This window comes from Bradyrhizobium sp. Y36 (genome assembly GCF_002531575.1).
GTDB lineage: Bacteria > Pseudomonadota > Alphaproteobacteria > Rhizobiales > Xanthobacteraceae > Bradyrhizobium.
This window is the reverse complement of sequence record NZ_NWTI01000034.1, coordinates 1-26,666: the sequence shown is the minus strand read 5'-3', so window position 1 is coordinate 26,666 and position 26,666 is coordinate 1. Positions and strand designations below refer to the sequence as shown.

22 protein-coding genes are annotated in these 26,666 nt (G+C 64.6%); 7 read left to right on the top strand and 15 right to left on the bottom strand.

Annotated elements, in window-relative coordinates; genetic code table 11:
* Positions 1 to 38 precede the first annotated feature (38 nt).
* Positions 39 to 1,982, bottom strand: coding sequence for a TAT-dependent nitrous-oxide reductase (gene nosZ, locus CO669_RS33750; RefSeq protein ID WP_097666832.1), 1,944 nt, complete (start codon positions 1,980 to 1,982; stop codon positions 39 to 41).
* A gap of 22 nt (positions 1,983 to 2,004) precedes the next feature.
* Complete coding sequence (locus tag CO669_RS33745; RefSeq protein WP_245444639.1) at positions 2,005 to 4,236, bottom strand: NosR/NirI family protein; 2,232 nt, start codon at positions 4,234 to 4,236, stop codon at positions 2,005 to 2,007.
* A gap of 298 nt (positions 4,237 to 4,534) precedes the next feature.
* Between CO669_RS33745 and CO669_RS33740 the strand changes: the two genes are divergently transcribed.
* The 5 genes from CO669_RS33740 (at position 4,535) to CO669_RS33720 (ending at position 12,039) form a co-directional block, all read left to right on the top strand.
* Positions 4,535 to 5,362, top strand: coding sequence for a ferritin-like domain-containing protein (locus tag CO669_RS33740; protein ID WP_349627027.1), 828 nt, complete (start codon positions 4,535 to 4,537; stop codon positions 5,360 to 5,362).
* A 474-nt stretch (positions 5,363 to 5,836) separates the two neighbouring features.
* Positions 5,837 to 6,868, top strand: coding sequence for a TRAP transporter substrate-binding protein (locus CO669_RS33735; RefSeq protein ID WP_097666826.1), 1,032 nt, complete (start codon positions 5,837 to 5,839; stop codon positions 6,866 to 6,868).
* Positions 6,869 to 6,883: 15 nt separating this feature from the next.
* A complete protein-coding gene (locus CO669_RS33730) occupies positions 6,884 to 8,773 on the top strand; it encodes a TRAP transporter large permease (protein ID WP_097666824.1) in 1,890 nt (629 codons plus the stop codon).
* Positions 8,774 to 8,794: 21 nt separating this feature from the next.
* Entirely contained in the window at positions 8,795 to 10,444 is a 1,650-nt protein-coding gene (locus CO669_RS33725; RefSeq protein ID WP_198964399.1) for an acyl-CoA synthetase, read from the top strand.
* Between the two features lie 239 nt (positions 10,445 to 10,683).
* The gene (locus tag CO669_RS33720; RefSeq protein ID WP_097666820.1) at positions 10,684 to 12,039 is read left to right on the top strand and encodes an autotransporter outer membrane beta-barrel domain-containing protein; all 1,356 of its coding nucleotides are present in this window, start codon (positions 10,684 to 10,686) and stop codon (positions 12,037 to 12,039) included.
* 66 nt (positions 12,040 to 12,105) lie between these two features.
* Here CO669_RS33720 and CO669_RS33715 read toward each other — a convergent pair whose 3' ends face one another.
* From CO669_RS33715 to CO669_RS33675, 9 genes are all read right to left on the bottom strand, one after another.
* A complete protein-coding gene (locus tag CO669_RS33715) occupies positions 12,106 to 13,083 on the bottom strand; it encodes a TRAP transporter substrate-binding protein (protein WP_097666818.1) in 978 nt (325 codons plus the stop codon).
* Between the two features lie 32 nt (positions 13,084 to 13,115).
* Complete coding sequence (locus tag CO669_RS33710) at positions 13,116 to 14,429, bottom strand: TRAP transporter large permease (RefSeq protein ID WP_097666816.1); 1,314 nt, start codon at positions 14,427 to 14,429, stop codon at positions 13,116 to 13,118.
* A gap of 1 nt (position 14,430) precedes the next feature.
* Positions 14,431 to 14,979 (bottom strand): TRAP transporter small permease, encoded by a 549-nt coding sequence (locus tag CO669_RS33705; protein WP_198964398.1) that lies wholly within the window; start codon positions 14,977 to 14,979, stop codon positions 14,431 to 14,433.
* Positions 14,980 to 15,188: 209 nt separating this feature from the next.
* The gene (locus CO669_RS33700; RefSeq protein WP_097666814.1) at positions 15,189 to 15,986 is read right to left on the bottom strand and encodes an MBL fold metallo-hydrolase; all 798 of its coding nucleotides are present in this window, start codon (positions 15,984 to 15,986) and stop codon (positions 15,189 to 15,191) included.
* A gap of 13 nt (positions 15,987 to 15,999) precedes the next feature.
* Positions 16,000 to 16,776, bottom strand: coding sequence for a TatD family hydrolase (locus CO669_RS33695; protein WP_097666812.1), 777 nt, complete (start codon positions 16,774 to 16,776; stop codon positions 16,000 to 16,002).
* Between the two features lie 12 nt (positions 16,777 to 16,788).
* Entirely contained in the window at positions 16,789 to 18,789 is a 2,001-nt protein-coding gene (metG, locus tag CO669_RS33690) for a methionine--tRNA ligase (protein WP_097666810.1), read from the bottom strand.
* A gap of 110 nt (positions 18,790 to 18,899) precedes the next feature.
* Positions 18,900 to 19,946, bottom strand: a complete 1,047-nt coding sequence (locus CO669_RS33685; protein WP_097666808.1) for a DNA polymerase III subunit delta' — start codon at positions 19,944 to 19,946, stop codon at positions 18,900 to 18,902.
* Positions 19,943 to 20,629 carry a dTMP kinase gene (gene tmk, locus CO669_RS33680; RefSeq protein WP_097666806.1) on the bottom strand — a complete coding sequence of 229 codons (687 nt, stop codon included), beginning with the start codon at positions 20,627 to 20,629 and terminating at the stop codon, positions 19,943 to 19,945. The genes CO669_RS33685 and tmk overlap by 4 nt, the downstream gene beginning before the upstream one ends.
* Before the next feature lie 2 nt (positions 20,630 to 20,631).
* Complete coding sequence (locus tag CO669_RS33675) at positions 20,632 to 21,894, bottom strand: D-alanyl-D-alanine carboxypeptidase family protein (RefSeq protein WP_097666804.1); 1,263 nt, start codon at positions 21,892 to 21,894, stop codon at positions 20,632 to 20,634.
* A gap of 153 nt (positions 21,895 to 22,047) precedes the next feature.
* Here CO669_RS33675 and CO669_RS33670 point away from each other — a divergent pair, with 153 nt between their 5' ends.
* Positions 22,048 to 23,004 carry an alpha/beta fold hydrolase gene (locus tag CO669_RS33670; protein ID WP_097666802.1) on the top strand — a complete coding sequence of 319 codons (957 nt, stop codon included), beginning with the start codon at positions 22,048 to 22,050 and terminating at the stop codon, positions 23,002 to 23,004.
* On the opposite strand, the gene CO669_RS33665 is transcribed toward CO669_RS33670, so the two are convergent.
* The 4 genes from CO669_RS33665 to CO669_RS33650 all read right to left on the bottom strand — a co-directional run bounded on the left by CO669_RS33665 (position 23,001) and on the right by CO669_RS33650 (position 25,290).
* Positions 23,001 to 23,519, bottom strand: a complete 519-nt coding sequence (locus CO669_RS33665; protein ID WP_245444635.1) for a GNAT family N-acetyltransferase — start codon at positions 23,517 to 23,519, stop codon at positions 23,001 to 23,003. The genes CO669_RS33670 and CO669_RS33665 overlap by 4 nt on opposite strands.
* A 9-nt stretch (positions 23,520 to 23,528) precedes the next feature.
* Positions 23,529 to 24,071, bottom strand: a complete 543-nt coding sequence (locus CO669_RS33660) for a phage tail protein (protein ID WP_097666800.1) — start codon at positions 24,069 to 24,071, stop codon at positions 23,529 to 23,531.
* Positions 24,072 to 24,108: 37 nt separating this feature from the next.
* Complete coding sequence (locus CO669_RS33655) at positions 24,109 to 24,636, bottom strand: phage tail protein (protein WP_097666798.1); 528 nt, start codon at positions 24,634 to 24,636, stop codon at positions 24,109 to 24,111.
* A gap of 117 nt (positions 24,637 to 24,753) precedes the next feature.
* Positions 24,754 to 25,290: a phage tail protein gene (locus CO669_RS33650; RefSeq protein ID WP_097666796.1), complete on the bottom strand. Its 537-nt coding sequence runs from the start codon at positions 25,288 to 25,290 to the stop codon at positions 24,754 to 24,756.
* A 431-nt stretch (positions 25,291 to 25,721) separates the two neighbouring features.
* Here CO669_RS33650 and CO669_RS33645 point away from each other — a divergent pair.
* The coding region (locus CO669_RS33645) for an IPT/TIG domain-containing protein (protein ID WP_245444633.1) at positions 25,722 to 26,666 on the top strand (945 nt) is incomplete at its 3' end.

Sequence of the window (26,666 nt, the reverse complement as noted above, 5' to 3'; positions counted from 1 at the left end):
TCCGATCAGATCGATTCAAGACCGACTTCAAACCGACTTCAAACCGACTTGGGTTCGACGAACATCCGGCCCTTCATCTCCATGTGCATGGCGTGGCAGAACCACGAGCAATAGTACCAGTAGACCCCTGCCTTGTCGGCCGTGAAGGTCACGGACGCGGTGGCCATCGGGCCGATCTCCATCTGGATGCCGTAGTTGACGATGCAGAAGCCGTGCGTCAGGTCCTCGACGGCGTCGATATTGGTGACGAAGACGGTGACTTCGTCACCCTGCTTGACCTGGAACTGATCGAGACCATAGGCGGGCGCGGTGGACGTCATGTAGACGCGCACCTTGTTGCCGTCGCGAATGATCTTCGAATCCGCCTCCAGATTGATGCCGTCCGCCTTGGCCTGCTTGACCGCATCGGCGAACATCGGATCCGCGCGATCGTAGATCGAGATCGGGTTGATCTTCGAGCGGTGGACGATGGTTGCGTCATGCGGCTCGGCGAAGCTCGGGCCGTCATGCACCAGCTTCATCTGATCGCCCGAAATGTCGATCAGCTGGTCGTTCTCGGGCTTGAGCGGCCCGACGTTCAGGAAGCGGTCCTTCGAGAACTTGTTCAGCGAGATGAGCCACTTTCCATCGGCCTCCTTGGTCTGGCCCATCGAGGAATGGTTGTGACCCGGCTGATAGTGCACGTCGATCTTCTGAAGGATGGGATTGACCTTCTCACCCTTGAAGGCCCGCTTGGCGAGGTCGATGCTCCACTTGCAGACCTGGCTGTCGAGGAACAGCGTGGTGTAGGCGTTGCCCTTGCCGTCATAGGCCGTATGCAACGGTCCGAGTCCGAGTTCGGGCTCCGCGACGACGACGTCGCGCGGCTTGATCTTGTCGTCGAACAGGTCGTCGAATTTGCGGACGTCCATCACGGTCACGGTCGGCGAGAGCTTTCCGGCCGCCACGATGTGGATGCCGTCGGGCGCGGTGTTCATGCCGTGCGGATTGTTCGAGACCGGCACGTAGCGGGTGTAGGCCGAGCCCTTGCGGCCATCGATCACGGGCACGCCGTTCAATTCCTTGAAGTCGCCCTTCTTCACGGCCTCTTCGATCCGCTTGATGTTGAAGATGACGACCCAGTCCTGTTCGCTTGCGGTCATCTCCGCCAGAGTGACGCCTTCCTCGCCGTTGTAGCAGGTCGAGAAGCAGTATTTGCCTTGATAGTCGGAATCGACATTGTCGAGGTTGCCGCTGACCATCACCTGCCAGGCCACCTTCATCGTGTCGCCGTCGATCGCGGTGAAGATGGAGCGGTACTGCTTGGGATCGTCGAGAACCTTGCCGTCGTTGGGCAGCGGCACGCCATCCTCGCCGTTGGCGAACACATAGCCCGTGCGTGGATATTTCTGCAATCGCAGGCCATGCACCGTGTGCTGGTTCGGCAGTTCGATGATCTTGTCGCATTTCATGATATCGAGCCGCACCCGCGCGACGCGGCTGTTGGCCTTGTCGTTCATGAAGGCATAGCGACCGTCGTAGGTGCCGTCCGTGAACGAGACGTGCGGGTGGTGGAGGTCGCCGTTCATGAACGTGCCGCCGCGGTTCTTGAGGAATTCGCGGGTCGCCGGCTGCATTCCTTCGGTCAGAACCTTGAGGCTTTCATTGGTCTGGCCCCAGCCGGTCGCGCTGCAGCGGTTGAACACCGGCACGCGCATCAGTTCGCGCATCGAGGGGAGGCCGATGATCCGCATCTCGCCGGACTGACCGCTCGAGAAGAACACGTAGTATTCGTCGAGGTCACCGGGCGCCACCTCGGTCTTCTGCACGGCCGGCCGGGCCGCCGGCGCTTTCGGAGCAGCATTCTTGGTCTGCGCGTCCGCAGACGAGACGAGGCCGTCCTTCATCGCCACTCCGCCGGCAAGGCCCACGCCCGCCGCGGCCGCCGTCGTTCCGAGCACTGTTCGTCGGCTGACGCCCTTGGCCTGTTCGTTCTCGCTCATGATAGCCTCCTCGGCTTCCGGTTCAGTTTGGGGGTGGTGATACGACTGGTGATGCGCCGACAGGCTTGCCGCCGGCGGTGATGACGGTCGCGGGACCCTTGCCGCTCGCACGCATCGACGGCGAGGACATGGCCGCGAACTTCTCGCGCTTCAGCCGCACCTGGATCATGTGCGGGCAGCGGTGATCGTCGTAATAGAGTTCCTGACAATGCATGCAGTAGATGCACTCGTTGACGTTGATATGACCCTCGGGATGAATCGACTGCACCGGGCATTCCTTGGCGCAGCGTTGGCAGGGTGATCCGCATTCTTGCCAGCGGCGGAGCCATTCGAAGGTCCGGATGCGGCCGGGTATCGCGAGCGCAGCGCCGAGCGGGCAGAGGTAACGGCAGAAGAAGCGCTCGATGAAGAGGCCGATGAAGAGCAGGCCGACGGCGTAGGCCACGAACGGCCAGCTCCGCGAAAACTTCAGGATGATCGCGGTCTTGAACGGCTCGACCTCGGCGAACCGCTCGGCCATGTCGACCGAGTAGAGCGACAGGCCGAACAGGCCGAGGAAGATGATGTACTTGATCGGCCAGAGTCGCTCGTGCAGTCCCCACGGCACCGTTATCTGCGGCACCTTCAGCCATTTCGCGACAGTGTTGGTGAGCTCCTGCAGGGCGCCGAACGGACACAGCCAGCCGCAGAACGGGCCGCGGCCCCAGAACAGAAGCCCGCCGGCCGTTGCGGCCCACAAAATGAAGATCAGCGGGGCTGCGAGGAAGAATTCCCAGCGGAAGCCCGTCACCAGCGCATTGGTGAAGGTGACGACGTTGACGACGGAGAGTTGCGCATTGGCGTACCAGCCGAGCCAGACCAGAACGAGCGCGAGATAGCCCCGCCGGACCCAGGTGTAGAGCACCGGGCGACTAACCAGCAGGTTCTGGAAGAAGAAGATGCCGGTGAGGGCGGCCAGCATGAACGCGGTGATGCCGATCGAGACGGTGCTCGACCGCCAGATCCGCATCCAGAGCGGCTCGTCGGCGTCCGCGGCCGGTCCAGCCGGTGCGGCTGCAGCCTCTGCCTGCGAGGGTGGAGGCGCCGCACTTTCCGGCACTGTCACCGCCCGCTGCTCGCGGCGTATGTAGCTGTCGGGGAGGGTGTAGTTGAGGTCGAAGGTCAGGAAGGCCTTGTCGCGGCCGCCGAGGCTCCGCTGCACCAGCAGTTGAAGCTGCCACGGCTGGGTCGGATCCAGCGTGAACTCCGGAGGCGTGACGAACAGGCCGACTTCCCTGAACTCCGGCGCGCCGGCCGCTTCCAGCGCACCGAGGCGGGTATGGTTGCGGTCGCGGAAGCGGGTGCTGTTGCCTTCCTGCAGGATCTCGATGCGATCGAAGATGCCGCCGCGAACGTAAGCCGACCCTTTGAAGGAGTAGGGGCCGTTGCCGGCCACGACGATCGCCTGTTGCCCGGGTTTCAGGCCGTCCTTCAGCCGTCGATAGCCGTCCTCGCCGAGCAGGCTACGGCCGATCGTGGGCGCACTCACGAGCGCGGCGTAGAGATCAACAAAGGTGTCGTCGGGCTCACCTGGTTCGGGGTACTGGCTCGCCGCCGCGCTGCCCGATTTCGCGAAGGCTTCGTTGATGTCGCCGATGCTGAGATGAAGCCGGCGTATCGAACCGTCGCCTGCCAGACTCTCCCAGTCGCGGATTTCACCGTGTTCGAGATCGAGCGTCTTGATCACGGGGGGCAGGGCTGCCGCAACCGCCGCGCCACCGCCGGCCCCAATGCGACCGCTTCGAATGAGCTTGGAGGCAGCGCGGACGACGCTGTCGCCCATCACCAGCACGGTCACGGTTGCGCCGCTCACGATGTCGACCTGCGGCGGCTTCTCGGCACCACTTGCGACAGGCTTCATGTCCTTGCCGATCAGGGAGTTCACGGCGGCGACGATGCGGGCCTCCGGAATGCCGACCAGCACGATCGGCTCCTTGTGATCGACGAGCTTGATGCCGGTGATGACGCCCTTCGGATCAATCCCGGCCAGCAGGTGAATCGGTTTGCCGGAGTAGCCGACCGAATTGGCCAAATCGGAGTTGAGGAAGACAAATCCCTGGAGCTGGTCGCCGCGGTAGACCCGCACGATGGGCGGATCGCCTTGCGGCGGGCCAAAACGATCCGCTCCGGGGAAAAAGTCCGCAGGCGCAATCTTCGGCAGGTATCTCGGTAAATCACCGGCGGCGGATGCAGGCGAAATATATGTCAGGCACATCAGCAGCAAGCCTGCGAGCGCGAGCGCTGCACGTCTTGCGAAGGCGGTGTCGTCGTCCGGTCGATTCGGCATATCGATCCAAATGCGATCTGCGCGACCGACAGGGCGCGCACATCTTGAAATTCTTCTTCGATGATTTGTCGCCGCTGACGTGCAACACTCGTCGCGTGCGCCGGCATCTGTCAACCCGGCCCCGGGAATATATGTTCGCGCGGAACCAGATCAGAGATCTGCATTTGGAGTCCTTGGTATGCCATTCCTACGCACTTCATTGCTCGGTGCCGAGCCCGCCGGGGTATTGAAGTCGCTCGACGAACTCTTTGCGCTGGCGCACGCAATGGAGCAGGAAGCGGCCAACAAGTACGATTCCCTTGCGCAGGACATGCGCGGGCAGGGCAAGGATGATCTGGCCGAAGTGTTCGCGCGGCTTGCCGCCGCCGAGCGCGAGCACGTGGACAGTGTCGCACAGTGGTCGCAATCGCACCGCGGCAAGAGTCCGGATCCCGCCTTGGTGCGCTGGGAGCCGCCGGAAACGCTTCCTCCGGAAGCTGCCGCCGAGGTCAAGACGTCGCGGCTGATGACCCCGTACCGGGCGCTCGCCATGGCCGTCCGCAACGAGGAGAGGGCCTTCGCCTTCTGGTCCTATCTCGCCGCCTATTCCGACGACGCCGACATCAAGAAGGCATCCGAGGCGATGGCCAAGGAAGAGCTCGGCCATGTTGCCACGCTGCGCAAGGAGCGGCGCCGGGCCTATCATCACGAGCACGACCGGAGCAGCGCCGAGGCATCGTCAGAGCATCTGCGGCAAATTGATGCGCGGCGCCTCGAGCTTCGCATGGTCGCGCAACTCGACGATATGCAACAACGCCAGAGCGGCCCGGCCGCAGTCCGGATCCAGGCCATTCGCCAACAGGCGATCGAGATGGCCGAGGCCGCCGCTGGCCTCGGAAGCTTTCCAGCGTCCATGGAGCGCAAAGGCCCGTTGGAGATCGCCGAAGCGCTCGTCGACGGCTACCTCGATGGCGCCGAGCGGTCGAGCGACGCGACCCATCTCGAAAGCCTGCAGGTGCTTGCAGAGCGCGCGATCGCGAGACTGGCCTGGCTGCGATCCTTGGCGGCGGAGTGACGCTGGCGGCCGCCGCGCCGGAAGTCCCACAACGACTCGCAGGGGTCAGCCGCCGGATCCCAGCACAGCGAAGCAGACGCAAGGGGATGGCGGACCCAGGGCGGTTCGAGCGAGACGGGATCGGCCAGCCCCAATGTAGCCATGGCCTAATCCGTAATTCGCATAAGGTATATTATGGAATATCTTTATATACAATCAGATCAAACGTTTAGACGTAACTCCTGCCATTGCGCCTTCGCTCACGCCGGATCTTCGACCTCGGCCTTGAGCCTCGTCCCGGTCGTCGACGCCTACTGTGCATGGGGTTGTTTTTGAGATTTTGAATCCGGCCGTTGTCTCCGAAAGCCGATATTGCCGTGACCTTGTCCGGCTGCAATAAGCGAGGCCTCGCGAGATCGCAGATGACCTTCAGGCCTTCCGTCCGTATAGGTTTGCGTCTCAGAACAACAACAAACCTTCCGAGGAAGCAGACCCATGGTCCTTTCGACGCGCTTTTCCCGACGCACGCTTCTCAAGGCCTCCGCCGCGACCGCGGTCCTGGGCGGCCTCAGTGCGCCCCATGTGGCCCGCGCCCAGAGCGCCGAGTTCACCTACAAATATGCCAATAACCTGCCTGACACCCATCCGCTGAACGTCCGCGCCAAGGAGATGGCAGCGGCGATCAAGAACGAGACCAACGGCAAGTTCGACCTGCAGATCTTTCCGAACAACCAGCTCGGTTCCGACACCGACATGCTGAGCCAGATCCGCTCCGGCGGCGTCGAGTTCTTCACGCTGTCCGGCCTGATCCTGTCGACCCTGGTGCCGGCCGCGTCCATCAACGGCATCGGCTTCGCGTTCCCGGACTACGACACGGTCTGGAAGGCCATGGACGGCGATCTCGGCGCCCATGTCCGCGGCGAGATCAAGAAGGCCGGCCTCGAGGTCATGGACAAGATCTGGGACAACGGCTTCCGCCAGACCACGTCGTCGACCAAGCCGATCACCGGGCCCGACGACCTCAAGGGCTTCAAGATCCGCGTGCCGGTGTCGCCGCTGTGGACCTCGATGTTCAAGGCGTTCGACGCGGCGCCCGCCTCGATCAATTTCAGCGAGGTCTATTCGGCGCTGCAGACCAAGATCGTCGAAGGCCAGGAGAACCCGCTGGCGATCATCTCGACCGCCAAGCTCTACGAGGTGCAGAAGTACTGCTCGCTGACCAACCACATGTGGGACGGCTTCTGGTTCCTGGCCAACCGCAGGGCTTGGGAGAAGCTGCCGCAGGACGTGCGCACCATCGTCGCCAAGAACATCAATGCCGCTGCCGTCAAGGAGCGTGAGGACACCGCCAAGCTCAACGCCAATCTGCAGCAGGAACTGGCGACCAAGGGCCTGACCTTCAATCAGCCCGCCGTGGCGCCGTTCCGCGACAAGCTGCGGACCGCCGGCTTCTATGCCGAGTGGAAGGGCAAGTATGGCGATCAGGCCTGGGACCTTCTGGAAAAGGCCGTCGGCAAGCTGTCGTAACGCGTTGGGGCCATCATGGCTCATGTCGAGGTCGAGGTGACCACAGTGGTGGGCGAGGTGGCGTTTCAGTCCCCTCGCCGACCTTCGCTGCTGGCTTCGCTCGAGCGCATGCTCGGTCTCATCGTCGAAATCCCGGCGGCGATCCTGGTCGTCGCCGAGATCGTGATCCTCTTTGCAGGCGTCGTCGCGCGCTACGGCTTGCACCGGCCGCTGATCTGGTCGGACGAGCTCGCCTCGATCCTGTTCCTGTGGCTTGCCATGCTGGGCGCGGCGGTCGCGTTCCGCCGCTCCGAGCACATGCGCATGACCGCGGTCGTCGCCAGCGCGCGTCCGGCCATGCGGGCCTATCTCGATCTGGTCGCGACCTCTGCGGCGCTGGCATTCCTGGTCCTGATCGTCTGGCCGGCCTGCGACTACGCCTATGAGGAAAGCTACATCACCACGCCGGCGCTCCAGATCTCCAACATGTGGCGCGCCGCCGCGCTGCCGGCCGGCATCGGCCTGATGGCGGCCTTCGCCTTGCTGCGGTTGTTGCGCGCGGCCGATTGGCGGATGGTCGCGGCCGCGATCGTCAGCGTTGCCGTCATCATCGGCCTGTTCTGGCTGGCGGAGCCCTCGCTGCGGCCGCTCGGCAATCTCAACCTCGTCATCTTCTTCGTCGGCGTCGCCGGCTTCTGTGTGTTTGCCGGCGTTCCCATTGCGTTCGGCTTTGGCCTTGCGATCTTCGGCTACCTCGCGCTGACCACGCGCACGCCCGTGATGGTGCTGGTCGGGCGGATGGACGAGGGCATGAGCCACCTCATCCTGCTGTCGGTGCCGCTGTTCGTATTCCTCGGCCTGCTGATCGAGATGACCGGCATGGCGCGGGCCATGGTGGCGTTTCTGGCGAGCCTGCTCGGTCATGTCCGCGGCGGCCTGCACTACGTGCTGGTCGGCGCCATGTACCTGGTGTCAGGCATATCAGGCGCCAAGGCCGCCGACATGGCGGCGGTCGCGCCGGTGCTGTTTCCGGAGATGAAGCAGCGCGGCGCCAAGCCCGGCGATCTCGTCGCGCTTCTGGCGGCGACGGGCGCCCAGACCGAGACCATTCCGCCGAGCCTCGTGCTGATCACGATCGGCTCGGTCACCGGCGTGTCGATCGCCGCCCTCTTCACCGGCGGCCTGCTGCCCGGCGTCGTGCTCGCGATCACGCTCTGCATGCTGGTGTGGTGGCGCTACCGCCACGAGGACATGAGCCACGTCCGCCGTGCGACCGGCAGCGAGATCGGCAAGACCTTCATCGTCGCCCTGCCCGCGCTCGCGCTGCCCTTCGTGATCCGCTACGCCGTCGTCGAAGGCATCGCGACCGCGACCGAGGTCTCGACCATCGGCATCGTCTACGGCGCCCTGGTCGGCCTTCTGGTCTACCGCCGCTTCGACTGGCGGCGGCTGTTTCCGATGCTGGTCGAGACCGCGGCACTGTCGGGCGCCATCCTGCTGATCATCGGCACGGCGACAGGTATGGCTTGGGGGCTGACGCAATCCGGCTTCTCACGCGCGCTTGCTGCGGCCATGACCGGACTGCCCGGGGGAGCTGCGACCTTCATCGCCGTGTCGATCCTGGCCTTCACCATCCTCGGCAGCGTGCTGGAGGGCATCCCCGCGATCGTCCTGTTCGGGCCGCTGCTGTTTCCGATCGCACGCGCCGTCGGCGTTCACGAGGTGCACTACGCGATGGTGATCATTCTCGCCATGGGTATCGGGCTATTCGCCCCACCCTTCGGCGTCGGCTATTATGCCGCCTGCGCCATCGGACGCGTCGATCCGGCCGAGGGCATCAGGCCGATCTGGGGCTATCTGCTGGCGCTGCTGGTGGGATTGATCATCGTCGCGATCTTCCCCTGGATCTCGATTGGATTTCTCTGAGGCGTTTGACGGAGGGTGTCGATGAGCGAGCGGCAGAACCAGTACGATATCGGCCTCGACAAGACCCCCGCCAATTACGTTCCGCTGAGCCCGCTGAGCTTTCTCGCGCGCAGCGCCGCCGTCTATCCCGATCACGTCAGCACGGTCTATGAGGGCCGCAGCTTCACCTGGGCGCAGACCCATGAGCGCTGCAGGCGCTTTGCGTCCTGGCTCGCCGGCAAGGGCATCGGCGTCGGCGACACCGTCGCGGCGATGCTGCCGAACATCCCGGCGATGAACGAGGCGCACTTCGCCGTGCCGATGACCGGCGCCGTGCTCAACGCGCTCAACATCCGTCTCGATGCGCCCTCGATCGCGTTCCAGCTCGACCATGGCGGCGCGAAAATCATCCTGGTCGATCCCGAGTTTTCGGGTGTCATCACCGACGCGCTGGCGCAGATGAAGGGCCCGAGGCCGTTCGTGGTCGACGTCGACGACGCATCGTTCAAGGGCGGCGGCCGCATCGGCGAGATCGAATATGAAGCAGCTGTCGCGCAAGGCGACCCGACCTTCGCGGCGATCCCGCCGAAGGACGAATGGGATGCGATCGCGCTGAGCTACACCTCGGGCACGACGGGCAATCCCAAGGGCGTCGTTACCCATCATCGCGGCGCGTACCTCAACGCCGTCAGCAACATCCTCGCCGGCAATCTCGGCCAGCATCCGGTCTATCTCTGGACGCTGCCGATGTTCCACTGCAACGGCTGGTGCTTTCCCTGGACCATTGCCGCCGCCGCCGGCATCAATGTCTGCCTGCGCAAGGTTGAGCCGACCAGGATCTTCGAGCTGATCAAGGCGCACGGCGTCACCCACATGTGCGGCGCCCCGATCGTCTACAACACGCTGATCAACGCGCCCGACGCGCCGAAGGGAAACACCGCGCGCCGCGTCGTCGGCCTGATCGCGGGCGCCGCGCCGCCGGTCGCGGTGCTCGAAGGTGCCGAAAGCATTGGCATCAAGCTGACCCATGTCTACGGCCTGACCGAGGTCTACGGCCCCGCCTCCGTTTGCGCCGAGCAGCCCGGCTGGGACGAGCTTCCGCCGGCCGAGCGCGCGCGGATGAAGCGTCGGCAGGGCGTGCCCTACCCGCTCGAGGAGCGCGTCACCGTCATCAATCCGCAGACCATGCAGGAGGTGCCGCGCGATGGCGAGACCATCGGCGAGGTCATGTTCCGCGGCAACATCGTGATGAAGGGCTATCTGAAGAACGAGAAGGCGACCACGGAAGCGTTCGAAGGCGGCTGGTTTCACACCGGCGATCTCGGCGTGCTCGACGAGCACGGCTACGTCATCATCAAGGACCGCTCCAAGGACATCATCATCTCCGGCGGCGAGAACATCTCCTCCGTCGAGGTCGAGGACATTCTCTACAAGCACCCCGCCGTGCTGTTCGCCGCCGTGGTCGCAAAGCCCGATCCGAAATGGGGCGAAGTGCCTTGCGCCTTCGTCGAGCTGAAGGACGGCGCCAGCGCCAGCGAAGCCGACATCATCGCCTTCTGCCGCAGCCACATGTCGGGCTTCAAGACGCCGAAGGCCGTCGTGTTCGGACCGATCCCGAAGACTTCGACCGGCAAGATCCAGAAATTCCTGCTGCGCAGCGAGGTCGGATCGGCGAAGGCGATCACAGCCTGAGCCTGCCCGGCCGCAGACACATTCGGAAACATAGACTGCGCGTTTGCGACATGCATCGCATCGCCCGACATCGTTTGCGCGCCTTCGACGACATCGCGACACGTCAGGAAAAGATTGGAAAACGTTAGAGACGCATTTACGATTCCACCTCACCGGATTCGCTGCTTCCAGATCATTTAGCCGCGCGGGCTGCGCGGCTGGCGACCGGCGCGGTTGGGGCGCTTCATGCGGTTGGTGTCGTGAGCACGGACGTGCGGGTGCGTCTGGCGCTGCTGCTATTGGCGGCCGGCCTGCTGCGGCCCGGGCCTGCCGCGGCACAGACGGCGCGCGAGTTCGGCGCGTTTGCCGGCGCGCAGGGATTTGGACCTGGAGGTCCGACCGCCCCGGGCTTCAACACTCTCGCAGGCCCCTACGGCGGCTCGCCGGCACCCATTCCGGGCGCATCGTTCGGCAATGGCGGCGGCGGCGGCATGCAGGCGGCCTATGGCTGGAATGGCGAGCCGCCCGGCTTTGCCGGCGCGGCCCGCTTCGGTATGCAGCAGGCCTTCGGCGGCGACCGCATCCCGCAGGCCGAGACGGCACAGGCGACGTTTCTTGCGATGAGGCAGTTCACGCAGACCCTGCTCGACCCCGCTATCGACGGGCGCGGCGTTGGGCCCGCCGAGATCGACGCAGAACTCACGGCCTACGCCGATATCGGCAACGACCGGACGCATGGCGGCATCGGACGCGAGGCCTATGGGGCGATCTACGGCAAGCCCTCGCCGGCGGCACCACATTGGAGCGTCTGGGCGGCCGGCTTTGGCGGTTCGCAGATGTCGAGCGGCGGCAACGGATCGGCCAGCCGGAGTTTCGGCACCGTGGCCGGGGCCGATTATTCTCTCTCGCCGCAGACACGCATCGGCTTTGCTCTCGCCGGCGGCAACACCGGCTTTGCCAGCAATGTCTCGAGCGGCCGCTCCGACCTGTTCCAGGCCGGCGGCTTCGTCAGGCACTCGGTCGGATCGGCCTATGTCACGACTGGGCTCGCCTATGGCTGGCAGGCCATCACCGGCGACTATCAGGTCACGCCGGCGGGCACGGACCCGCTCAACGCAGTGGTCAACGCCAACGCCTATTCCGGCCGCCTCGAGGGCGGTTATCGCGCGGCCACGCGCTGGCTCGGCATCACGCCCTATGCGGCCGCGCAGATCACCAGCTTCCACCTGCCCTCCAATGCGGCACAGCCGGCCTCGATCGCCGACAGGTTTGCGGCGGCGCCCGCCAGCACCAGCTTCACCGACAGCCGCACCGAGCTCGGCCTGCGCATGAGCACGTCCGTTGCGCTGTTCGGCGGTGTGATGGGTCTGCGCGGACGGCTCGCCTGGGCGCATGATTTCAGTGCGGGGCAGCCGATTCCGGCGGCGTTCCAGGCCCTGCCGGGTCAGGGACTTGTCGCAGGCAACGCGGCATTGGCGCCCAATGCGGCGCTGGCAGGCGTTGCGATCGAGCTGCGCGACCTCAATGGCTGGTCCGCCACGGCCAATTTCGACAGCGAGGTCTCGGAGCTGGTGCGCTCCTGCACCGGCAGGGCCACGCTGCGTTATGCGTGGTGACCCCGCCTCGCAATCGAGGGACCAACTTCCGCCCGCGGAAGGAGCCGGGTGAAAGGCGGCCCGTCCTTACATCTTCTTGTAGGCGTCGACGATCGCCTGGCCGTCCGCCCCGGCCTTCTTGAGCCAATCGGCGGTGAGCTGTTCGCCGATCTTCTGGAAGCCGGCCTTGAGCGCCGGGCTCGGCGGCTCGACGGTCATGCCTTTGGCCTTGAGCTGGTCGATGTACCAGGTGCTCTTGTCCTGCCAGGCCTTCCAGCCGCGGGTTTCCGCCGTCGCGGCGGCCTTGAGGATGGCCTCCTGGGTCGGCTTGTCGAGCGCCTCGAACGCGGCCTTGTTGACGAAGGTGTAGTCCTTGGGAATCCAGGCCTGCACGTCGTAGAAATACTTGAGCGACTCCCAGGCCTTGGCGTCGTAGCCCGTGCCGCCCGACGACATGAAGGAGTTCACGACGCCGGTCGCAAGCGCCTGCGGCAATTCTGCAGCCTGGATCGTGACCGACTGCGCGCCGACCAGCTCGCCGATGCGCGCGGTCCCGACGTTATAAGCCCGCCACTTCAGGCCCTTCATGTCGTCGATCGAGGCGAGCGGCTTGTTGACATAGACGCCCTGCGGCGCCCACGGCACGACGAACAGCAGCTTGAGGCCCTGCGCGTCGAGCTTCTTGGCGATCGCGGGCTTGGACGCCTGATACAGCTTCATCGCGTCCGGGAAGCTGGTCGCCAGGAACGGCACGACGTCGACGCCGAACAGCGCGTCCTCGTTTTCGTGGATCGAGAGCAGCACCTCGCCCATCTGCGCCTGCCCGGTCATCACCGCGCGCTTGATGTCGGGTGCCTTGAACAGCGAGGCGCCGGGGTGGACCGTGATCTGGAGTTTTCCGGATGTCGCAGCTTCGACGTCCTTGGCGAAGGCGACCAGGTTTTCGGAGTGCGGGTTGTCAGCAGGATACCCGGCCGGCAGATTCCATTTGGTTTGCGCCAGAGCGGGCGTCGCAGCCGCCACCACGCCGGCGGTCAGGAATGCGCAAAATAAACGAGACATCATCGGACTTCTCCTCACTGTCATTCTAAGTACGCTCAATCTGGGAAAGCGAGCTTGGGCAGGACCATCACGATCTGCGGATACTCCGTGATGATGAACACCGCGACGAGCAGCAGGACGAAGAAGGGAAACGCGGCCCGCGCGACGGTGAACGTATCGCGCCCGCTCATGTTCTGCAGCACGAACAGGTTGAAGCCGACCGGCGGGGTGATCTGCGCCATCTCGACATGGATGATGAGATAGACGCCGAACCAAACCAGGTCGAGCCCGGCCTGCTTGACCATCGGCAGCACGATGACCGCGGTCAGCACGATCATCGAGATGCCGTCGATCAGGCACCCCAAGATGATGTACATGATGCTCAGATACAGCGCGAGCATGCCGGGCGTGAGCTGCTGCCCCTGCACCCAGGTGGCAAGCGCCGCAGGGATACCGGTATAGGCCATCGCCGCCGTGGTGTAGGCCGCGCCCGCCAGGATCAGCATGATCATGCAGGTCAGGCGCGTTGCGCTCATGATGCTTTCGAGGAAATTCTTGCGCGTGAGCGTGCCGCTCCACCAGGCGAGCAGCAGTGCGCCGCTGACGCCCCAGGCCGCGCATTCGGTTGCGGTCGCAAAGCCGAGCACGAGCGAGAGGAAAACCGCGAGGATCAGCAGCAGGCACGGTACGAGCTTGGCGGACTCCTGCAGCTTCCGGCGGAACGGCATCGGCGGATCGCGCGGCGGAATCTTGCTGGGGTTCAGCAGCGACCAGATGATGATGTAGCCCGAATAGAGCACCATCACGAGCAGGCCCGGCAGGAAGCCGCCGAGGAACACCTGCAGCACGGAGACATTCGCCGTGACCGCGTAGACCACCATGGGAATCGAGGGCGGGATCAGGAGACCGAGGGTCCCCGAGCCCGCGAGCGAGCCCAGGCTCAAGCCCTTGTCGTAACCACGCTTGTCGAGTTCGGGCAGCGCGATCTTGCCGATCGTCGCACAGGTCGCGGCCGAAGAGCCCGACACGGCCGCGAAGATGCCGCAACCGATCACGTTGACATGCGTCAGCCGCCCCGGCAGCCACTGAACCCAGGGCGACAATCCGCGGAACATCTCTTCGGACAATTTGGTGCGGAAGAGGATTTCACCCATCCAGATGAACAGCGGCAATGCAGCCAGCGTCCAGGAGGAGCTTGCGCTCCAGGTGGTGGTTGCGAGCACCGAGCCGAGCGGCAGGCTCGTCGTCAGCGCCATCGCCACGAAGCCGACGAGGCCGAGCGAGACCGCGATCCAGATCCCGCTGCCGAGCAGCACGATCATGACGCCGAGCAGGATGAAGGAGAGCTCGATCATGCCGAGATTGGCCATGTCAACCGCCTCCGCCCTGCGAGATGCGTTCGACGAATTCCTCCGGCGTCTCCTCCGGCGAGCCCTTCTCATAGCTCGGCCGGTTGCCGCCGATGACATTGACCATCTCGTCGATCATCGCGATCGAAAGGATCCCAAGACCACCCACAAAACCAAGCTGTGGAATCCAGAGCGGAAGCGCGACGACACCCTGCGCCACGTCGTTGAAGCGCCAGGAATCGTAGGTCATCTGCACGGCATGGCGGGTGAAATAGAGAATGAAGGCGGTCGCGACGCCGAGCGCGACGATCTCGGCAACCTGCTTGGTCCGCCCGTGCAGGCGTTCCAGCAGCAGGCCGACGCGGATCATCTCTCCGCGCTTGAAAGTGTGCGCAAGGCCGAGGAACGCCATCGCGGCCATGCACCAGGACGCGAAATCGTCACCGGCGGGAATGTTGATCGCAAACTGGCGCCCCACCGACATGATCATCATGATTGCAAAGATCGCAACCATGAAGACGCCGGCGGCGTAGCCTGCCCCGAGATAAAGGAGATCCAGCGCGCGGCGCACCGGTCCCCCAGTCGTTACGTCGTCCCCTGCCACACCAACCCCATCATCACACGAGGCGATTGAAGCCGATCCGGCGATCACGGTTCGCTCGCCGGTCCTGCCTCACTATCGCCCCTGGCCAACCGCCTGTCTTTCAGACGTTAGATCAACACGATGCAGCCCATGCAAGCAAGGAGTATGCCTGCCCGCGGCGGATTTCTACCGCGGGTTCAATGCGTTTCCAGGCGCAGCCCGTCAAAGGCGGGAACGACGCCCGCGGGCAGCGATTGCCGGAGAACCTCGTAGTCGACATCGGCGGTCATGTTGGTGATGACGGCGCGCTTCGGCTTGAACCGCTCGATCCAGGACAGCGCGTCGTTGATGCTGAAATGGCTGACATGGTTGGTGTAGCGCAGGCCGTCGACGATCCAGAGGTCGAGGTTTTCCAGTGCGCCCCAGCTCTCGCGCGGGATGTCGTTGAGGTCGGGCGTGTAGGCAGCGTCCCCAATACGGTAGCCGAGCGCGGGAATGGCGCCGTGCTGCACCAGGAAAGCCGTCATCGTCACCGCGCCGCCCTTCCCCAGGATGGTCTGGCTCTCGCCCGCCTCGATCGAATGCCGCGTCAGGATCGGCGGGTAGTCGCTGCCTTCCGGCGAGAGGAAGCAGTAGGAGAACCGCGACAGGATATCCTTGGCCGTCGACTGGTTCAAATAGGTCGGGATACGGCGGCGCATATGCATCACGACCGAGCGCAGATCATCCATGCCGTGGGTCTGGTCGGCGTGCTCATGGGTCAGGAACACCGCGTCGATGTGGTCGACATTGGTCGCGAGCAATTGCTCGCGCAGGTCCGGCGAGGTGTCGATCACGATGCGCGTGGTGCCGTGCTCGGAGGTCCGCTCCACCAGCAGCGAGCAGCGGCGACGGCGATTCTTGGGATTGCTGGGATCGCAGGCGCCCCAGCCGAGCGCCGGGCGCGGCACGCCGGCGGAGGAGCCGCAGCCCAGGATCGTCAGCGTCAGCGTCATGCGGCTCCCGATTTCAAGCTTTCACCTTCGAGAACAGGCGGAAGAAGTTTTCGCTGGTCTGGCGCGAGATCTCGTCGAGCGACACGCCACGCGTCTCGGCCAGCACCTTTGCGACCTCGACCACATAGGCCGGTTCGTTGCGCTTGCCGCGGAACTTGCCCGGCGCAAGATAGGGCGAGTCCGTTTCGACCAGGATACGATCGGACGGCAATTCGGCCGCGAGCGCGCGCAAGGCCTCGGACTTCTTGAACGTCAGGATGCCCGTGAAACCGACATAGAGCCCGAGCGACACCGCCTTCAGCGCCAGCTCGCGCCCGCCCGTGTAACAATGCAGCACGGCGCGAAACGATCCCTTGGCCACCTCGTCTTCCAGGATGCGGGCGCAGTCCTCGTCAGCTTCGCGGGTGTGGATCACCAGCGGCAGGCCGGTGGCGCGAGCGGCGGCGATGTGGGCGCGAAAGCCCCTCGCCTGAGCTTCCGGCGAGCCGTTGTCGTAGAAATAGTCAAGCCCGGCCTCGCCGAGCGCGACGACCTTGGGGTGCTGCGACAGCGCGATCAGCTCGTCCGGCGAAATGCCGTCCTCCTCATCCGCGTGGTGCGGATGGGTGCCGACTGAGCAATATACATCGTCATAGCGTTCGGCGATCGCAAGCAAGCCGTTCAGTCGCCGGACCCGCGTCGAGATCGTGACCATACGGCCAATTCCAGCCGCACGCGCACGCGACACGATCCCGTCGAGATCTTCCGCAAAGTCCGGAAAATCCAGATGGCAGTGGCTGTCGACCAACATCAATCCAACGCCTCAGGCTGCCGGCTCGACATAGCGCGGGAAAGCCGGCGTCGGCGCGGGCAGCGTCGAGCCCGGCGCGATCCGCTTGGCCCCGCCGAGCATGGCGAAGGTGCGCTCGGCTTCGGGGACACCGAGGCTGTCGAGCAGCTTGCCCGAAGCGGCCGGCATCGCGGGCTGGGCCAGGATCGCGATCTGGCGCACGACTTCGGCGGTGACATAGAGCACCGTCTTCTGCCGGGCCGGATCGGTCTTGGCGAGCGCCCACGGCGCCTCGCCGGCGAAATAGCGGTTGGCCTCCGCAACCACCGCCCACACGGCGTTGAGCCAGTGATGGATCTGCTGCGTTGCCATGGCCTCGCGCGATGCGGCCACCATGCCGTCGGCCATCGCCAGGATCGCCTTGTCGTTGTCGCTGAACTCGCCGGGCTCGGGCAGCACTCCGCCGAGCTGTTTTGCGATCATCGACAGCGAACGCTGCGCCAGATTGCCGAGATCGTTGGCGAGGTCGGCGTTGATGCGCGCGACGATGGCCTCGTGATTGTAGTTGCCGTCCTGGCCGAACGGTACCTCGCGCAGGAAGAAATAGCGCACCTGGTCGACGCCGTACTGGTCGGCGAGGTTGAAGGGATCGACGACGTTGCCGACCGACTTCGACATCTTCTCGCCCCTGCTGAACAGGAAGCCGTGGGCATAGACCCGCTTCGGCAGCGGGATGCCGGCCGACAGCAGGAATGCCGGCCAATACACCGCGTGGAAACGGATGATGTCCTTGCCGATGATATGCACATCGGCCGGCCAGTAGCGCCAGTTCTTGTCGCTCTCGTCGGGGAAGCCGACGCCGGTGATGTAGTTGGTCAGCGCGTCGACCCAGACATACATCACGTGATCTTCGTCGCCAGGCACCTTGACGCCCCAGTCGAACGTCGTGCGCGAGATCGAGAGGTCGCGCAGACCGCCCTTGACGAAGCTCACCACCTCGTTCTTGCGGGAATCCGGCCCGATGAAATCAGGCTGATCCGCGTAGAGCTTGAGCAACCTGTCCTGGTACGCCGAGAGGCGGAAGAAGTAGCTCTTCTCCTCGACCCATTCGACCGGCGTGCCCTGCGGACCCAGGCGCACGCCGTCGTCGTTCAGGCGTGTCTCGTCCTCGGCGTAATAGGCCTCGTCACGGACCGAGTACCAGCCCGCATAGGTGTCGGCATAGATGTCGCCGTTCGCTTCCATGCGCCGCCAGATCTCCTGGCTGGAGCGATGGTGCTGCTCCTCGGTGGTGCGGATGAAGCGATCGAACGACACGTTCAGGCGCTCGTCCATCTGCTTGAAGCGGCCGGCATTGCGGGTTGCGAGGGCTGCTGCGGTCATGCCTTCGCCGGCCGCCGTCTGAACCATCTTTTGACCGTGCTCGTCGGTGCCGGTCAGGAAGAAAACGTCCTTGCCGTCGAGCCGTGCGAAGCGCGCCAGTACGTCGGTGGCGATCGCCTCATAGGCGTGGCCGATATGCGGGCTGCCGTTGGGATAGGCGATCGCGGTCGTGATGTAGAAGACGTTGTCGCGCGCGGGGGCGACGACGGGCGCGACGGCTTGCGGGGCTGCGACGGGCTTAGGTGCCTGCGGCGGCTTCGACACCTTGGGCTTCGACAGCTTGGGCGTCACGGTCTTCGGCGGCGTGGCGACAGGCGGCGGTGCCGCGGCCACGGCAGATGCAGCGACATTCGCCGTCTTGGCCGCCTTCTTTGCCGGAGCTTTGGCTGGCTTCGTGGCAGGTTTCTTGACAGCCTTCTTCACCACCTTCTTGGCAGCGACCTGCTTCTTCGCAGCTGTCTTGCCGGCCTTCTTTGCCGCCTTTGCTGCGCTCTTCTTCACGCCCTTCCTGGCGGCAGCCTTCTTCGACTTCGCGGCCTTCTTGGCGGTCTTGCGCGCACGCGCCGTCACAGCCTTCCTGGCAGCCTTCTTCGGCGCTTTCTTGACGGACTTCTTCTTGCCCTTAGCGGTCTTCTTAGCTCGCGCTGCCACGACGAATTCCCTTATCGGCTTCTCAAAATTTGGAAACGAACCTGCGTCAGGTCGTTGTTTTGCGCATGACCCCTTCGGAAAACCGCTGCGCACCTTTTCCGGATCATGCTTTAGCGCGTTGCGTCCGCAAGCCAGCCGAACACCGAGAAAACCAAGGGCTTGCGCTCCAGATTGTAGGTTTCGGTGTCACGCGCGGCGCGGACGATCTTTTCCCATACCTCGCTCAAGCGCGCAAGGCGCGGCAGGTTCTGGTTGGCATTGGCCTCGTCCGCATGCAGCCGTTCCGCGATCCAGCGATCGATGCCGTCGATGAAAGCGGCGAGCGCGACGCGGTCGCTGGTGCCGAGCGAATCCCCGAGCGTGTGCAGCTCGCGCGGATCGACCTGCGGCAGGCGCGCAAGCAGCGCCGCCGTGCGCTGCTGAAGTTTCAGCGCGTCGCCGCCGAGCAGCGTCAGCGCCCGCGCAACGCTCCCCTCCGAGGCCTCCGCCGCCTCGCGCAGCGCAGGATCGTTCGGATCGAGCTCGGCGGCCGTCGCCGCTGCCGCGACTACGTCATCCGTGGCGAGCGGGCGCAGGCGCAGCTTGCGGCAGCGCGACTGGATGGTGGCGAGCACGCGCGCGGGCGCGTGGCTGACCAGCAGGAACAGCGATTGCTGCGGCGGTTCCTCCAGGATCTTCAGGAGCGCATTGGCCGCATTCGGGTTGAGCTCGTCCACGGTGTCGACGATGCAGACGCGCCAGCCCTCGGCCGCCGCGGTCGAGCCGAAGAAGCCGATCGTCTCGCGCGTCTCGTCCACCGTGATCACGGTGCGCATCACGCCGCGGTCGTTGGCGGTACGCTCCAGCGTGAGCAAGCCACCATGCGAGCTCGCCGCGACCTGCCGCGCCACCGGATGGTCGGGATCGATCGCGAGATCCTCGGCGCGCTGCACGGCTTGCGCCAGCGGCTGGCCATGGGCGAGCACGAAGCGCGCCATGCGATAGGCCAGCGTCGCCTTGCCGATCCCCTGGGCCCCGCCGATCAGCCAGGCATGCGGAATCCGCCCGCTGCGATAGGCCGTCAGCAGCGCCGCCTCGGCCTCGCGATGGCCGAACAGATGGCTGGTCTCGCGCGGATGCGGAATGGCGCTGTCGCGCTCGGTCTGACGCGGGCTCATGCGGACACCACCGAGGCCGGCGTCGGAAGCAGGCGATCGCGCAGCGCCGTCCAGATGCGGCCTGCGACCGTGTCGGGGTCCGAATTGGCGTCGATCAGCACGCAGCGTGCCGGTTCGTCCGCAGCGATCTTGCGATAGGCCTCGCGCAGACCCTGGTGGAAACTGAGCTGCTCGCTCTCGAACCGGTCGGGCGTGCCGCTGCCGCGGCGCGCGGCGGCGCGCTGCAGGCCGATCTCGACCGGCAAATCGAGGATGATGGTGAGATCCGGCTTGAGATCGCCGATCGTGACCCGCTGCATGGCGTTGATCAGCCCGGCCGGGACGCGGCCGAGGCTGCCCTGATAGGCCCGCGTGGAATCGGCGAAGCGGTCGCACAAAACCCAGGTGCCCTGGTTGAGCGCGGGCAGGATCACTGTGCGGACATGATCATCGCGCGCGGCGGCAAACAGCAGCGTCTCCGCCTCGGGGCCGAGCAGCCTGCCCATGCCCGACAGCACCAGATGACGCATGATCTCCGCGCCCGGCGAGCCGCCCGGCTCGCGCGTGACGCGGATGCGCAGCTTTGCCGCCTTGAGACGGTCGGCGAGCTTCTTGATCTGGGTCGATTTGCCGGTGCCCTCACCGCCTTCAAAGGTGATGAAGCGTCCGCGTCCGGACGGCCGCTGTCCCGCGCTCTCACTCATGATCAGAGCTTCTCGGCGCCTGCGCGGAACATGCCGATCACCAGCTCGCTGGCGCCGTCGATCGCGCGGCGCACGGTCGAGCCGGTGCCGATCGCTTCGGCTGCATAGACCGGCGTCTCCACCGCGATGTTGCCGCTGCGCCAGACCCTGACCACACCGACGCGCTGGCCGGCCTCGACCGGCGCCCGCACCGGGCCGCTATAGACGACGCGCGCGATCAGCTTGTCGCTGCCGTTCTTGTGCACCATCACCTTCACCGGGGTCTTGGCGACGAGCTTCACCGAGCGGCTCTCGCCGCCGAATACCTTGGCGTAGCCGACGGGCTGGTCGGCCGCGATCAGCGTGCGGGTCTCGAAATTGCGAAAACCCCATTCCAGCATCTTCTTGGCTTCCGTGGCGCGATCCTCGGGGTCTTCCAGGCCGTTGACGACGACAATCAGGCGCGTGCCGTTCTGCACGGCCGAGCCGACCATGCCGTAGCCGCCCTCCTTGGTGTACCCGGTCTTGAGGCCGTCGGCGCCCTCCATCGAATTCAGCAGCGGATTGCGGTTGGGCTGGCGGATCTTGTTCCAGGTGTATTCCTTCTCGCCGAACAGTTTGTAGAACTCCGGGAAGTCCAGGATGATGTGCCGGGCGAGGATTCCGAGCTCGCGCACGGTCATCTTGTTGCCGGGGTCGGGCAGCCCGTTGGAATTGCCGAAGGTCGATTTGGTCATGCCGAGCTCGCGGGCGCGCTTGGTCATGAAGTCGACCGCAAAGATCTTCTCGTTGCCGGCCATGGCCTCGGCAAGCGCGATGCAGGCGTCGTTGCCGCTCTGGATGATCGCGCCGTGCAGGAGGTCGTCGACCGAGACTTTGCTGTTGATGGCCGCGAACATGGTCGAGCCGCCCGAGGGCGCGCCGCCGCGGCGCCAGGCGTTCTCGCTGATCCGGTACTCGTCGGTCAGCTTGATGTCGCCCTTCTTGATGGCGTTGAACACGACCTCCGCCGTCATCAGCTTCATCATGCTCGAGGGCGCACGCAGCTCGTCGGCGTTCTTCTCGAACAGCACGCTGCCGCTGGAGGCTTCGATCAGGATGGCGGTCGGGGCATCGCCGTCGAAGCCGGAATCCTCCGTTTTCTTCGCGCCCTGGACGCTCTGGTTGGCGGCCCAAAGTGCCCCGCTCCAGCCGATGCCCACCACCAAGATCGTCGCGACGAGGCCGCGCGCCAGCGCTCCGGCGGTGAACCGGGTGCGACGTAGCGAAGGAAGACGACATGCCATGGTCAAGCCCTGAGAGCAGCGTTCTAACAGCTGGAATCGGTGCGAACAACGCGGGGGTTGGAAGCCTGCCCAGAGATTGCACGATTCTCGCCGCGCCCCTATCGTGGCACCTTATGTTTCCCGACCAAACCCCTGAAACAAGGCGGAAAAGCGATGTCCTCCACCCGCGTGATCAAGGCCAACGGCATCGATCTCTTCATCCGCGAAGCCGGCCACGGGCCCCTGGTGGTGCTTTGCCACGGCTGGCCGGAGCTGTCCTATTCCTGGCGCCACCAGATTCCCGCCCTCGCCGGGGCCGGATTTCGCGTCGTCGCCCCCGACATGCGCGGCTATGGTCAGAGCTCGGCGCCGCCCGACGTGAATGCCTATACGATCTTCGACACGGTCGGCGACGTGGTTGGCCTGGTGCAGGCGCTCGGCGAGACCAGGGCGATGGTGGTCGGGCACGATTGGGGCGCGCCGGTCGCCTGGCACGCGGCGCTGTTCCGGCCGGACATCTTCACGGCGGTCGCGGGGCTGAGCGTGCCGCCGCCGTTCCGCGGGCGCGGCCGGCCGCTCGACCTCTTGCGTCAGGGCGGCGTCACCAACTTCTACTGGCAGTATTTCCAGGCCCCCGGGGTCGCCGAGGCCGAGCTCGAGCGCGATACCGCCCGCACCATGCGCATCGTGCTCGGGGGACGCGGACTCGCCGATCCCACTGCCGCCATGTTCGTGCAGGAGGGCCAGGGCTTTCTCAGCCACGGCACCATCGAGGAGCCGCTGCCCGGCTGGCTCAGCGAGGCGGATCTGGCCTATTTCACCGAGAGCTTCCGCAAGTCCGGTTTTAGCGGCGGGCTGAACTGGTACCGCAACATCGACCGCAATTGGGAGCTGACGGCGCCCTGGCAGGACGCACAGATCCGCCAGCCCTCTTTGTTCATTGCCGGCTCCAGGGACGCCGTCATCACCGGCCTGATCGGCGCCAAGCGCGTCAACGAGCTCGAGCGCGTCCTGCCCAACCTGAAGCAAAAGCTGATCCTCGAGGGCGCCGGCCATTGGGTACAGCAGGAACGGCCCGACGAGGTCAACGCTGCGCTGGTGCAGTTCCTCCGCCAAGCCTCGGCGCGCTAGCCGATATCCTTTCTCATCGCAATGTACGCGGCGCCCGCAGCCCCCCGCTCGACAAATCCGTGCCGCAGGTAAAACCGGCGCGCCCTCACATTGGTCGCGAGCACCGTGAGCGTCAGCGCACCGACACTGTGCTGCCGAGCGCTCGCTTCGAGAGCGTCGAGGATCTTCGCGCCGGCGCCGCGACCGCAAGCGGCTGGCAGCAGCGCGATGTCGATGATGTGCCAGTGCTCGCTTGCGCAATGAAGCAGCAGACGACCGATCGCGCCCCCGTCTCGTGTGACGATCAACGAGATCGCGTTTGGAAACTGCACGGCATAGCCGTTCGTCTGGCCGCGGAATTGTTGTTCGAGAACCTGCTCGAGGATCGGCCCGGACAGTCCTGCGGCTATGAATTGCCTGCTCCGGACCTCGCGGAACAGCTGCCGCGTGAACGGCTCATCACCGGGATCGGCTGACCGCAGGCGCAAATCCGGATCGCCAGGGACAATGTCGAGCGGCGCGCCGCCGTCGATCATGCGTGGGCGCTATGGAAAGCTCGGAAAGATACCCGCATAGGCAATGCACATGATCAGGGCCTGGGTCGGCTGCATGTTGTCGTGAGGCAGGCTCTGCCCGGTGAACGTGACCGCGTTGGGCGAAAAGGTGAGATTGCCGGGCGGATCCACGAAGCCGTTGAACACCGGATTGAGCGCGACCATGTTCATTCCCGTCCCGGGACCGGGCGCGGCATTTTGCGCAGTGTTGCTGCCCAGTTGCAGCGCGTGCGTGTGCATCGCCATGTTGTCGCCGATCAGGCTGACCTGGGAGCTGCCGATGGACTCGCCGACGACGCGCGGCTGCAATCCCGGCCCGTTACCCTGACTGATCGTCACCGCGCCGTTGAGATTGGGCAAAGCGAAGTTGGTCGTGCCGTTGCCACCGTAATTGGTGCCGATCAGCGCAAACAACGGCGTGAAGGCTTGAACGGCGACAAGCTGTCCGAAGCACGGTAGCCAGGCATTGTTGAAGCCGCCAACCGCGAAGGCAAACGGGAACGCCTGAATTTCGCCGACGTAGGGAGTTGACATGTTGCTTTCCTTGAGACGAGCCCAGTACCCGGGCGGCCTAGCCCGGTGACGGAAAAATGCCGTTGAAGCAGATGCAGTAGTTGGCGACGACGGTCGGCATCATGTTGTTGTGTCCGATGTTCTTGCCTGCCGTGGTGACGCAAGGAGCCATCGTCGCGTAGGGCGCGGCATTCATGACCGGCGCGTAAAGATTGCCGGTTGAAGCCGTTGCCAGGTGCACGGCCGGTCCCGGTGTTGCCGTGTCGGCGGTGGCCGTGGACGACATCAGCGAATGGCTGTGCACCGGCATCTCCGCTTCGATCAGCGTATGATCTTCCTCTCCCGCCATTTGGCCAAGCGCATAGGTAGGGAGGCCCTGTCCGGTGCCCTGGCCGATCGGAACGCGACCGCGCAGATCGGGGAGATTGAAGGTCTGCACTCCGTCGCCGCCATAGGTCGTGCCGATGACCGCATAAAGGACGTCGTATTGTGAGATCGCCAGCGACTGTCCGCTGCAGGCCAGCCAGCCATCCGGGACTCGCGTAAAGCCGAACAGACGTATCTCGCCGATAAACGGATCTGCCATCGCAAAACTCCCCTCTCTCTGTGCACGCCAGCCTGATTGTGCCGATGGACAAGACGCGCGATTGGTTCGAAGCGTTGAAATTTGATCTGGTCGGTGGAGACCCGATCCGGGGAGTTGCTAGTTTCGCGAGGGGTAGGTGCCCTGCATCGCGATCAAATAGTTGATGACGAGATAGGGCTGCATGTTGTTGTGCGGTTGGCCGCTGCCCTCGTTCACCAAATTCGTGCCGGTCGCCAGCGGGGTCTCGGCACTGCCTGCGGTCAGGAAGATATTCTTCCCGGCCGGCGCTGTGCTCGTCGCAAAAATGTTGTTGTCGGGCGGTGCACCGCGTCCCTGGCCGTTCGCAGCGGTCGCCTGAATGAGGTGATTGTGCTGCGGCAGCTGGAGCGCGGTCATGTTGACCGACACCGATCCGCCGAGCGCGCCGGCCGGATAGGTGCCGGAGCTGCCGCTCGAACCGAGAATGGCGCGGCCGCGCAGATCGGGGAGCGCAAACGTCGTCACGCCGTTGCCGCCATAATAGGTGCCGAGCAAAGAGAACAAGGCCTGATTGGGCTGGATCGCGAGCAGCGCTCCGTTGCAGAGCGCCCAATTCCTCGGGATCGTTGCGCCGGCGAAAGGCATGATCTGCCCCAGAACAGGTTCGTACGGCATAACCCCTCCCCCAAAAATCAAGTGATCTGTCGCGTGACCATGCGAACGACGACGGCAATGCCTAAATTAAAAAATGAATTTATAGAACCGCACTCGCTGAGATTGTTCACCAGGCTGCGTTGACAGTCAAGCAGGAGCACAACCATAAATCGACATTCCCGGCGATCATTGCCGAAGCACGCATTTGTTGCCGCAATGCCACTGTTCGCTGGAAAGTAGTCCCCCTGGATGAGGTTTCGGGGCGTTCAGCCCTGCATGCGCTTGCATTGTTTCCGGCATCAGCCCCTAAATGCACGCAAGAATTTACGCGATCAATTGCACAATCAGGGATTTCAGCGGGAAAGCTCTTGTGTCGAGAGCTGCCGCAAGGGGGGCCGGTGAGTCACGCTTCTGCTGTGGCCGTGCCAGAAATAGCCCGGGAATGGGCGGGCTTGGCGTACAACAGCCGGACCGGGCATCGGCGCATATCGCGGACCCTTTGGCGCGCGGTTCAAAGCATCGGCCTCGCGGCCGTCTTGATGATTGGTATGATCGCGGCAGCGAATGCGGCGTGCAATGTCACGACCGGCTCGACAAACGCTGCAACGATCACGATCAACGGCACCGGCGGCGGCAACACCGTCGGTCTTTGTGTCACCAACAATTCCGTGGCGTGGGGTCTTTACGGCTCATCGAACGGCAGCAATCCCAACGTTGATGCCTTCAACAACTATCCGATGACGGCGGGAGGCCTCACCCCTACCAATCTGAGTTACACGACGAGCAAGGGAACCTACACGCTCGTTCCCGTGCCGGATGGCGGTTTTACGTCGTTTCCCGAGTACGACATCACGCTCAACTCGCAATCGGGCGGGGGAACCGACACGATTGTGATCTGGTACGCAAGCGCCTGCACCGTGGCCAACCAGTGCAATTTCAATCCCCAACTGACTGACACGTCCTTTACGATCACCGTCAACCTTCCAACGCCAACGGTAACGGCTGTCTCTCCGACCGCGGGACCGACCGCGGGCGGCAACAACGTCGTCATCACCGGCGCGAATTTGACCGGGACAACCGGGGCCGGCGGCGTCAAGTTCGGCGCCACCAATGCCACCAGCTACATCGTCAACTCCGCGACGCAGATCACGGCCGTCGCGCCGGCTGGGGCCGCCGGTACCGTCGACGTCACCGTCACCAACAATGGCGTGACGTCTGCGACTTCGGCCGCCGACCAGTACACTTATGTCAGCCCGCCGACGGTGACCTCGGTCTCTCCGACCCAGGGCCCGCAGACCGGCGGCACGACCGTGGTCATCACCGGCACGAACCTTTCCGGCGCGAGCGCGGTCACGTTCGGAGCAACGGCCGCAACAGGCTTCACGGTCAATTCGGCG

Coding starts and splice junctions, on each gene's coding strand:
- CO669_RS33735 (WP_097666826.1), top strand. CDS start 5,837: ATGGTCCTTTCGACGCGCTTTTCCCGACGCACGCTTCTCAAGGCCTCC.
- CO669_RS33715 (WP_097666818.1), bottom strand. CDS start 13,083: ATGATGTCTCGTTTATTTTGCGCATTCCTGACCGCCGGCGTGGTGGCG.
- CO669_RS33695 (WP_097666812.1), bottom strand. CDS start 16,776: ATGTTGGTCGACAGCCACTGCCATCTGGATTTTCCGGACTTTGCGGAA.
- nosZ (WP_097666832.1), bottom strand. CDS start 1,982: ATGAGCGAGAACGAACAGGCCAAGGGCGTCAGCCGACGAACAGTGCTC.
- CO669_RS33670 (WP_097666802.1), top strand. CDS start 22,048: ATGTCCTCCACCCGCGTGATCAAGGCCAACGGCATCGATCTCTTCATC.
- tmk (WP_097666806.1), bottom strand. CDS start 20,629: ATGAGTGAGAGCGCGGGACAGCGGCCGTCCGGACGCGGACGCTTCATC.
- CO669_RS33710 (WP_097666816.1), bottom strand. CDS start 14,429: ATGGCCAATCTCGGCATGATCGAGCTCTCCTTCATCCTGCTCGGCGTC.
- CO669_RS33655 (WP_097666798.1), bottom strand. CDS start 24,636: ATGGCAGATCCGTTTATCGGCGAGATACGTCTGTTCGGCTTTACGCGA.
- CO669_RS33660 (WP_097666800.1), bottom strand. CDS start 24,071: ATGTCAACTCCCTACGTCGGCGAAATTCAGGCGTTCCCGTTTGCCTTC.
- CO669_RS33650 (WP_097666796.1), bottom strand. CDS start 25,290: ATGCCGTACGAACCTGTTCTGGGGCAGATCATGCCTTTCGCCGGCGCA.
- CO669_RS33725 (WP_198964399.1), top strand. CDS start 8,795: ATGAGCGAGCGGCAGAACCAGTACGATATCGGCCTCGACAAGACCCCC.
- CO669_RS33745 (WP_245444639.1), bottom strand. CDS start 4,236: ATGTGCCTGACATATATTTCGCCTGCATCCGCCGCCGGTGATTTACCG.
- CO669_RS33685 (WP_097666808.1), bottom strand. CDS start 19,946: ATGAGCCCGCGTCAGACCGAGCGCGACAGCGCCATTCCGCATCCGCGC.
- CO669_RS33665 (WP_245444635.1), bottom strand. CDS start 23,519: ATGATCGACGGCGGCGCGCCGCTCGACATTGTCCCTGGCGATCCGGAT.
- CO669_RS33730 (WP_097666824.1), top strand. CDS start 6,884: ATGGCTCATGTCGAGGTCGAGGTGACCACAGTGGTGGGCGAGGTGGCG.
- CO669_RS33700 (WP_097666814.1), bottom strand. CDS start 15,986: ATGACGCTGACGCTGACGATCCTGGGCTGCGGCTCCTCCGCCGGCGTG.
- CO669_RS33675 (WP_097666804.1), bottom strand. CDS start 21,894: ATGGCATGTCGTCTTCCTTCGCTACGTCGCACCCGGTTCACCGCCGGA.